Origin of the sequence: Rhodococcus sp. NPDC080181 (genome assembly GCF_040702225.1) — a bacterium.
GTDB lineage: Bacteria > Actinomycetota > Actinomycetes > Mycobacteriales > Mycobacteriaceae > Rhodococcoides > Rhodococcoides fascians.
Map to the genome: position 1 here is coordinate 1 of NZ_JBFBKN010000053.1, position 5,532 is coordinate 5,532.

The 5,532-nt window shown below is 61.2% G+C and carries 8 protein-coding genes; 6 read left to right on the forward strand and 2 right to left on the reverse strand.

Translation table 11 applies throughout. The annotated features are described in order from the left end of the window. Nucleotides 1–466 precede the first annotated feature (466 nt). From AB0O58_RS26575 to AB0O58_RS26600, 6 genes are all read left to right on the forward strand, one after another. A complete protein-coding gene (locus AB0O58_RS26575; RefSeq protein WP_032401325.1) occupies nt 467–703 on the forward strand; it encodes a hypothetical protein in 237 nt (78 codons plus the stop codon). A 45-nt stretch (nt 704–748) separates the two neighbouring features. Then, on the forward strand, nt 749–1,048 hold the full coding sequence (locus AB0O58_RS26580) for a hypothetical protein (protein ID WP_032401326.1): 300 nt from the start codon (nt 749–751) through the stop codon (nt 1,046–1,048). A gap of 71 nt (nt 1,049–1,119) precedes the next feature. After that, nucleotides 1,120–1,449: a hypothetical protein gene (locus AB0O58_RS26585; RefSeq protein ID WP_366239030.1), complete on the forward strand. Its 330-nt coding sequence runs from the start codon at nt 1,120–1,122 to the stop codon at nt 1,447–1,449. Further along, the gene (locus AB0O58_RS26590) at nt 1,446–1,610 is read left to right on the forward strand and encodes a hypothetical protein (RefSeq protein WP_155288773.1); all 165 of its coding nucleotides are present in this window, start codon (nt 1,446–1,448) and stop codon (nt 1,608–1,610) included. The genes AB0O58_RS26585 and AB0O58_RS26590 overlap by 4 nt, the downstream gene beginning before the upstream one ends. A gap of 257 nt (nt 1,611–1,867) precedes the next feature. After that, nucleotides 1,868–2,071: a hypothetical protein gene (locus AB0O58_RS26595; RefSeq protein WP_141215061.1), complete on the forward strand. Its 204-nt coding sequence runs from the start codon at nt 1,868–1,870 to the stop codon at nt 2,069–2,071. Nucleotides 2,072–2,148: 77 nt separating this feature from the next. Then, nucleotides 2,149–2,949: a hypothetical protein gene (locus tag AB0O58_RS26600; RefSeq protein WP_052061711.1), complete on the forward strand. Its 801-nt coding sequence runs from the start codon at nt 2,149–2,151 to the stop codon at nt 2,947–2,949. A 51-nt stretch (nt 2,950–3,000) separates the two neighbouring features. Here AB0O58_RS26600 and AB0O58_RS26605 read toward each other — a convergent pair whose 3' ends face one another. Both AB0O58_RS26605 and AB0O58_RS26610 read right to left on the reverse strand, forming a co-directional pair. Then, on the reverse strand, nt 3,001–3,717 hold the full coding sequence (locus AB0O58_RS26605) for a hypothetical protein (protein WP_052061712.1): 717 nt from the start codon (nt 3,715–3,717) through the stop codon (nt 3,001–3,003). A 115-nt stretch (nt 3,718–3,832) separates the two neighbouring features. After that, on the reverse strand, nt 3,833–4,831 hold the full coding sequence (locus AB0O58_RS26610) for a NucA/NucB deoxyribonuclease domain-containing protein (protein WP_032401328.1): 999 nt from the start codon (nt 4,829–4,831) through the stop codon (nt 3,833–3,835). Nucleotides 4,832–5,532: the final 701 nt, after the last annotated feature.

The window sequence follows — 5,532 nt, forward strand, 5'->3', positions numbered from 1 at the left end:
CCCACATCTGTGGCTCTACCGGCCAGGACCCACTCCTGTCGGCAACCCACGCTTACATGCGGAGGGGCCCCAGCCAAGACCTCCATACCGTCTAGGTGCACCGGGAGATTCGCCGGCCGAAATGTTCCGGCCGGCGGATCAGGCCACCTGCGGTGTCCACCGAATCGAGCTCCGCTTCGCTCCGCACCGTGGAAAGAGCACAGACGTTTTTTCACTGCGGTTCTGGCTACCGGCGAGCATTCATCACTCGTGCCCGCCGCCTCAACCCCTCGCTCCGCTGCGCTACGACCGAAGGCTCCGAACACTTTTCGTCCCGTGCTCGCTCCGCTCCCACGAAAACTGTCCGGCCGAAGGGTTGCCCCGTCGGCCCCGTGCGCTGCCTTCTCTCCTCACGCCAGAAACGGCGAAAAAACGGGGGGAGGACGCAAGACCGACCCGGCACCAGTTCCGAAGGGCAGCAACAGTTATGACCGAGACCACGAACACCGAGACCGTCACCTGCATCGCGGACGGACCCGACTGCACCGGCGACGTCGAATACCGGGACGCACTGTCCGGAACCGGAGTAGCGCACCCGAGATGCGACAAGCACTGGCAAGACCGCCTCGACCTCGAGGACGACCTCCGACGCCGCTACCCGGCCCACGCGCCCGCCGACTTCGACCCCACCTACGCAGGGGAGCGGTGGGACGAGGACTACTGACCCGCCACGCCCACCACCGATCGACCAGACAGAGGAGCAAAAGTCATGACCGTCAACGACAACGACGACTACTGGACCATCTACGACAAGGCCCTCGACGCGGCCGCCGAATGCCGGAGCGTCGAAACGCTGATCGACACCCTGGGCCGCTACTACCCGCCCTCATCCGGAGTCGCGTTCTTCCCCAACGGGGCCGACCGAGACCTACTCGGCACACTCACCGACGCCGGACACTTCGATACCGTCTGGATCCAAGCGGACTACCACTTCGCGCTCCGTGACGGCCGAGGAGACGGATTCACCTACATCGAAGGCGACATAGTCCGCGGAACCTCCCGACTGTGACCAACCCGCCCCAGTGCCGCATCACGGCACTGGGGCACCAACTCCGCACCCCCCTGGAAGGAAAGCCCCTGATGCCCGCTCAAGCCTGGGTCACCCTGATCGTCGGTGTCCTCGCCGTCGTCGGCGTCGCCCTGACCGTCCGCCAACGCACCGTGGCCGACAAACGCGCCCAAGCCTGGCAACGAATCACCTGGTGCCTCGAACGCACCACCAGCGACAACGAAGCCGAAGCCGCCCTGGGATGGGACATCTACACACCGGTGACCGACTCGCCGCTCATCACCCGAACCGACCGAGACGTCCTGCGCGCCGTCGCGACCCGGGCATTGTGGCGAGCACTGGCGTCACCGGCACAAACCGAGGACACTGACAACCAGAACGAGCAGGAGGACCCACGATGACCACCACCGAGAAGCGCACCACCGCAGCCCGACCACAGGTCGCGCGGGCCGCAGCACGGGCATCGGTCGCGTTGTACGAACGCGACGGCCTCGAGGTACCCCAGTGGATCCGTGACGCCGCCGAAGGGCGCCCGACCACCCCACCAGCCGAACAGCCCTGACACCGGCTCACAGCCCGTAGACCGAAAGGCCCGCACCCCACACCGGGTGCGGGCCTTCTCCATTGCCTGGGATCGGGAAAGCGTGAGGGAGCAGGGTCGGGCCACCCTGCGGGCGTCCGCCGAATCGAACTCCGCTGCGCTCCGCACTGCTACACCCCGACCACAGCGCAGACGGGCCGCTCGTGCACGCGCGGTTCAGGCTTCAACCCGTTGCAGCGCAACACAATCTGTCGGTACCCGATGCCACACTCGAAGCCATGAGAATCCGAACCATCGACGGACCACCACTACCCGCCGAAATCGCCGAGATGACCGCCCGCGCAATCGCTCTGACGCAGCTACACCACGCCGCCAGACGTTCCATCAACGGGAACAACACCGCAGTGGGTGGTCTTGACGCGCTCACCAGCGCAGTTGAATATCCGTCCCCGTCAGCTGCCGAACGTATGAACGCTGACTAAAGCTTATATGTGCGGGTTACTCAGCGAGACAAAGCAACTGGCCGTCCGATGACAGGCCGGAGAGGTAGTGTCGAGCTATGCCTACTCTCCCGGAAGGTCAATCCCTGCTCGTTCGTACCCATTTCGCCGCCGACGATGTCTGGCAGCAGATTGCAGCTGATGCCCAAGCTTCTCACCGACAAGCCGACGGAACCGAGGCACAGGCTTTCCTTACCGTGGTCGACGACAGCGAGTTCAGTGACCTGACACCAACCGATCTTGCCGAATTGATCCCGTCACCACCGCCGTATTACGTGTTTGTGGTCGACCGACAAGCGTGTGAACAGCCCGAGCATCCCGTTCTCGTCCTCGATATTGCAGAAGGCGTCGCACCTGCCTCGTTCCGCGTGATTCCCAGTCGACTCGCGGTGGTGGAGAACAACCTGTCCATAGCAAACCTGAGTTTCGACGAGCTGCGCTCCCAGGCCGACCCTGACGGGGTGTACCGCGGTACACCCGCGGAGCCGCTTCCGGCGGAACGGAGCGTGAACCATGAGGATTTGGTCGGTGCTGCAAACCGCGCAGAGGAGACACCAGTCGTTCAGCAACTACGACAAGATCTCGAGGCGAACCACGCACCCACCCTGACCGCGAGACTCAATAATGATTTGTACGACACATACACCGTATTGGCTGGTCAAACCCACCGACCTGATCTAAAAGTCGGTCGCGACGAAATGTTGGAAGTCCTCGAGCACGGGGGGAGGGGGTATGGCATTCATCTGCCCCTGATCGACAGTTACTGGACGATCTTCTTGGATCCATCGAGTTTGGATCTACAGGCCGCGATGAAAGTCTTCTATCCGCCGCAACCCGCCCCACGGCGACGCCCGGCATAACCGCAGCTCGATGGCCGGCCCCGAGAACGCCGGGACCGGCCATCGACGGTGTCAGGAAATCGCGAACTCGCTGACCTGAGTCGTTCCGTCCTCCGCGTACACGGGAACAGTCTTAGGGGCAGATCCGAACACCTCGGTGCCGTCGATGTTCTGCTTGCGCAGCTTAGAAGCTTCGGCCGGCGACGTGGCTCCGCTGTCGAGGTCCTGCTTGAGGATGTATCCCTGCACTCCGTCGGTGCCGATCGCAGCGACGAGGTCGGGCAATTCCGCGTCGGACGGTGCGGTGTCGCCCGGTCCGAAGGATTGACCCGCTGCATTGGTTCCCGACTCGACAGTGGTCGTTTCGGACTCGGAGGTGGTCGCGGACCGGGCAGCCGGGGCGGTCCAGTCCAGCGGGTTGCTCGGGAAAGTCAGGGCTTCGCGGTATTTGCTTCCATCCCATACCGCAGTGAAACCGTGACTGTTGTACGAACCTGTCCCGCAGGTCGCGGTCGTGCCCAGTGTCAGTGAAGCTGTACCGGTGGAGCTGTACTTGTAGCCGACAGCCTCACACAATGCTCCGCTCTTGAACAGTCGAGCTCGCACGCCGATGTCACCGGGTGCGACCTGCTGGCCGAAGACAGAGTAGATCTTCGACTGTGCGGTCAGGTTGGGCGAATTGATGATTGTGGAGGTGTTCAGGAACTGAACACCTGCGCCGTTACTTCCTGCTGGGCCGACCCAACCGGTGACAACGTCCGCGCTAGCAGCGCCTGGAGCGGCGAGCACCAACGCTCCTAGCAGGGCGGCGATGGTAGCTGTTTTACGTAGTGGTCGAGTTCTCATGTTCGAGGCCTTTCCGTTGGGTACCTTTTATCGGATTCTGAAGATGAAACGGGCTCGTTCAGCCGATTGCCGAAACGAAGTAGTCGTCACCGGGCATCACTCTGTTCCCGCGGTAAAATTCGACCATAAGGGTGCCTTGTTTATTGTTCTCGGTAAGAGGGACCCATCGGACGGTCGACCCGTAGCCGCCCTGCACGGTCGATGCGAAAGGGTATTCATCGCAGGATGGGTCTTTCATGTTGAGAGGTTTCTCGCCGAGTAGATCCAACCGCTGTTGTGACGACCGTGGGCATGCGGCGTCCCGATTTGCCTGATTGTCAGCAGAATTTCCACGAGTCAGCGGCGCGCCAGTACCAGGAATTCCGAAACCAAAGGCAGCCTGGCCAGCCTTAACTGTCTGAGATATGTTCGGGAACGCTGCTTGGGTGTACTGGACAGTCGGCTTCTCGTTCGGGTTGACGCAGCCGGTGCCGTAGTTGACTGATTGAGCAGCATCACACCTGAATTGCTGGCCGGTGGTGCGCGTGCGAACGGGAGTACCATCCAAGTCGTTCGCCGGCGAGTCTCCAATGTATATGAATTGAAGCGTTCGCTTGTCGAACGCGTTTGTCGCGTTTCTCGTCACATAATGCTCGTACTGCTGGTACCCAGTCCCTCCGATGACCATCGGAAAAACGTAGGCGGGATAGGTAGTGGTGCTGTCGTTGGCGAGATCGAGAACAACGAGTTGGAAAGAGTACGTACCCGGAATGGTGGTTGTTGGAGAAGTCGACGAGACATCGCCGTAGAATTGGATCACGTTTTCTTTGGTCTGTGTCTGAAGAGGGCTACGGACCTGGAGAGTGACGTCGATGACCCAGTTTCCGATCGGCTCCAACGGGCCGTTAGGGAAATTGGGTTGAATGAATTGCTCGACGATGGTCGAATATGTTTTGCACGACTGAAAACGTGTTTGGAAACATATAGGACCGGATTGGCGTGCAGATATACCCGACTCCTCGGCATGCTTCTGTGTCAGCCTTTGTGCAATTTCCTCCGCTTCGGCAGGGTCGGTCACTTCGCGAGAACTCCGCTTTTCGACCACCTTCTGACCTGAGGTGGTCGTCGCTCCGGAGTCCGGTGGCACCTCGACTGGAGGCGCATTCTGGCCAGGTGGAGTGCCCTCTATGTCGCCCGGCGCCTCGTTTATCGACGGCACCTGAACCTCCACCGGAGCGGAGTCGCCCCCCGAGGGGCTGGGCTCGACTGGTTGCGCGCTGGCGGTGACGCTAGGTGCCGCGATGACGACCAAGCAGGTAAGACCAGTAGCCAACAACCTTGCGAACGAGCGAACTGCTGGCTTCTTCACGACTTTCTTCCGCACTGATTCCTCGTAAGGTCCGTCTGCCCAGACGCCATTACGCTTAAAAGCAGCGTCAGGCAGAATTCGGGCAGGAGAGTGGAACGTCCGAAAAAGACGTGGAGGCCGCCCCGACTACTACAAGGTGCGTGCCACAGGCGCTCGGTGAGCGTAGGCAAACGCTACCAACAGCTGGCTTGTCTTGGCAACGGAAACAGAAATTACGGAACCTGTGGTCGGAGCGTCACCAGGATTGCTCTGGAGCGGTCATCGAGGTCGATAGCTCTCGCAGACACCGACACCGCGACATAATCCGAATAGGGTTATCGGTGGACGACCTCACGTGTCGGTCTGTGTACGACCTGACGTGTCGGTGTCCGGCAGGTTCATGATGCCGGTGCCTCCACTGGTGTGACAAG